This window comes from Bradyrhizobium sp. WSM4874 (genome assembly GCF_055811835.1).
This window is the reverse complement of record NZ_JBVVPR010000120.1, coordinates 1-3,227: the sequence shown is the minus strand read 5'-3', so window position 1 is coordinate 3,227 and position 3,227 is coordinate 1. Positions and strand designations below refer to the sequence as shown.

The 3,227-nt window shown below is 56.4% G+C and carries 2 protein-coding genes; one reads left to right on the top strand and one right to left on the bottom strand.

The window, feature by feature from the left end; translation table 11 throughout:
- Positions 1 to 441 precede the first annotated feature (441 nt).
- Complete coding sequence (locus AC0L3P_RS39465) at positions 442 to 573, top strand: hypothetical protein (RefSeq protein ID WP_473309393.1); 132 nt, start codon at positions 442 to 444, stop codon at positions 571 to 573.
- A gap of 253 nt (positions 574 to 826) precedes the next feature.
- Here AC0L3P_RS39465 and AC0L3P_RS39460 read toward each other — a convergent pair whose 3' ends face one another.
- The gene (locus AC0L3P_RS39460) at positions 827 to 2,317 is read right to left on the bottom strand and encodes a glycerophosphodiester phosphodiesterase family protein (protein ID WP_473309392.1); all 1,491 of its coding nucleotides are present in this window, start codon (positions 2,315 to 2,317) and stop codon (positions 827 to 829) included.
- Positions 2,318 to 3,227: the final 910 nt, after the last annotated feature.

The following is a 3,227-nucleotide window of genomic DNA, read 5'->3' as shown; positions in this document are numbered from 1 at the left end:
TCAGCACCCCGAGCCTACCGGCTCAAGGTGGGCAACGCCGACCTCTTCAGAAATTCAACAGAACCCGGGACATCCCCGCTTGTAACGGTGGCCCTTGCCAACAAGCTCACTCGGATCATTTGGGCAGCGGCATCCGAATCAAGAGATTAAAGCTTGGTAAGTGCAAGAAAGGTATGATGAAAGACAACGGTCGCCACCGAAAACCACGCAAACCCGCCAGTCGTGGGAGCTTTAAAGCTCGCGTCCTTGATTTGACCCAGGGCCAGCGGAGATACGACCCGCCCTAAAGGCCGGACATACGATCGCAGCCGTCCAAATCGTTCAAAGTGCCAATTTGTGCTTGCCATTAGAGGCCGTCCACATACCACGACTGAGGCTGGGCCCCCGCTCGATGCCGGCGCCCGCCACGACCTCCTGGAGCGAGTTCGCGAAGGAAGCGACATGAAGTTCGTCTTCATCGCGAAGCACCGGGCGATCTGGCCGGTGGCAGGGCTATGCGATTTCAACTTGACCAGCCCATCGTTCGAGGTAATGCACAATCGACGCGCCTCCGCCAACGTGGTATCCTCCTGATAAGCTTTCCAGTCTCGTCACCGCACATTCCGCAATGGAATTCAGCGAAACATCGAGGCCGACGTAGATCATGACTTTTCTCTTTTCCGTTGGAGTTGGTCCATGATCGTCAGCCAAAACTTGCCGCGCGGCAAACCGGTCAGGCGATCGAGACCGAATACCCCATCTCTTCCGCGAACCGTGCTCGTCTGTCCGTCCTTCTTCGGCCCGGCCTCTAACTCCTTCTGGGGGAAATACTCAGTGGCAGGCCACCTTACTGACGATGTGGATCCTTCATCCAGCTTGGCTTGCCAATGATTACCTTAGGCGCGTCGATGATGGATGCTGGATTGAACCCGGGATCCATCGGGAACGTATAATCCGCATGATTGCCATCCGTGATAAAGCCGGTCGCATAGAGTGTTTCCAGATAAGGATTATCAGACACCAGCACGTCGGCATAGGGCAGCAGCGCGCCAAAAGTGGCACGAAAATCCATATCCGGACGGCCGGGTAGGGTAATCGGCACGCCCTCAGCGCTATAGTAATACTTGTAACCGTTAACGGAGAACGCCTCGGAGATATAGGACGTTGTGAGTGGTGTACTGGCGAACTTCTCGCCTTCTGCCTGGAAGGCTGCGGCCACCTGGTTCATCTCGTCGAAGTTGTTGGTCCCCTTGAAGCGGCTGATTTGCACCATGGCGAGGGCGCCCAGCCTACCAAGAGAGGTCAGCCAATCGCTGGCCTGGGTCACCGCATCATCGTCGATGTAAGAAGAGTGGACGTCTTCCACCCTGAGGAGCACCGGGATCAGATTGAGCCTGCCGTTCGGCTGGACCGTGACATTGGCCTGCACCAACGCATCAAATACTTTGGTCGTCTTCTTTTCCACGCCCGCAACGATGCGATCGGTAGTCGGAACATGGCTGGAATAGATCTTTATGCCGAGATGGTTGCGCACCTCAGCATTCTGCGGTGCCGAGAGCAATTTGATTGCCGCGATCGTCGATAGCTCGTCCTTCGGATCGATGATGACGTTGAATTCCTCGCCGTTTATGTTCTTCTCGCGAACGTAATCGAGGATACTCTGCAGATCTTCCATGTTTTGCGGATTACCGTTGCGGTCTAGTGCGGGCGCGCGCTCATTGGTAATGGGATTCCATGTCAAGAGCTTCATCTGCCTGATTTCCGAAGTCGTGACGTCCGAAATCAGGCAATTGCCCGGATCTCCGGTAACACGCCCTAGTGTAGTGTCATGCATAATCCAGGCGTGGCCATTCTTATCGGCGCGAATATCGAGCTCAACGGCATGGAAGCCGTGCTTGAGCGCGTTGTCTGCGGCTGAAATGGTGTTCTCGAGAATGCCCTTGGAATTATCGAACAAGCCGCGGTGCGGCAGTATCTGCTTTCTATGGGGATCGATGCCGCGAGCCTTGATCTCCGCTCCCGTCAGGAAAAGATCCTTCCCGTAACTGGAGAGGCCGATTTCGAACTCTGCGTCGCCAACTGCGGGCCCGTCCAGACCGAAGCTGCGCTTCCAATCGGCCTTATTGCCGGCCGCCAACCACTCGGTGATCGTCTTGTTGACGGTGCCGTCGACCGGGTCGTTCGGATCATTGGAGCCAAATTTGGCAGTTTTCTCGCCACACGCGGAAACCCGTAGATTGATGGGCTTACCGGCCGGTCGCGCCTCGCCCATTTGTGCTTGCGTGCTAGCGCTCGCCTGGTTCCCCGCAACAGCGTTGGTGCCTCCGTCGACAAGCATAGAATGGTCAGTGCACCCGCCAGCCGTCGATGAGGCGACAACTATGGCCACAACGATGTCGAGCCGGACCAGTTGTTTGCACCACCGGCGGCACGCGGCGAGAGAGAGAAGGTTGCGAGAGCTGATCAGAACTGTCCGTCGCGCCATATGAGCGCTTCCCCTGCTGAGAATTAGCTGTAGTTGCTGTTGGACGTAGCTATACAAGCTTTCTTAAGAACGGATCGAGTTCTCAGAAAACATGATCATTGTCCGCGTTGACGTTGCTTCGATAGAGAAACGCGCTTATAGCCACCTGTTGAACGGCTGCGTTAGAAACCCACGATTGTCCTCCTGGTGAGCTGACGACGCTGCGCAGGATTCCCGAACGCCTGATGACGAGTGCGGCGCTTAGCTGGTGTCCGCCGGCGGCCGCAAACGCGTTCTCCCTGGCAGGGATCTAGCCCCTAACTAGCAATAGGTGTGCCAGCAGAGAAGTTGTGCAGTGAATGCTTCAATGGCCATACCAAAGGTACGCCTCGCCGGTGCGGCCAGAGGCTCAACGTCGAAATTGTGCCATCAAGCTGGCACGGATGAATCGAGAAACGCGGCATCAACTTGCTGCACAACCAGTCTAGGACAACCCAGTTGTGCGAGCTAATCGGGCCGACCCCTCAACTGCAGCACACGGCCCTCGCATTTGCCTTTCCAAAAGTTCAATCCGAACGTGTGCTGTCGTCGAGTAATCTCAACTGATTGAGCTGGCCTGAGAATGTTGGCAGTCGCGCACGGTTGTCAGCTTTGCGTCTATTGTCGTCGGCTCGATGCTCGGAGATGTCCCGATCGCTGTTGAACTGCGTCGGGCCGACGTTGCCGGGATGAATGTTACGCGGCCCTCGAGACGTGGGCAACGGGCTTGATCGTCATGCGATCG

What these genes read in the sequence shown, in the direction of transcription:
- AC0L3P_RS39460 (WP_473309392.1), bottom strand. Translation starts at nt 2,317, where the DNA reads ATGCTTGTCGACGGAGGCACCAACGCTGTTGCGGGGAACCAGGCGAGC.
- AC0L3P_RS39465 (WP_473309393.1), top strand. Translation starts at nt 442, where the DNA reads ATGAAGTTCGTCTTCATCGCGAAGCACCGGGCGATCTGGCCGGTGGCA.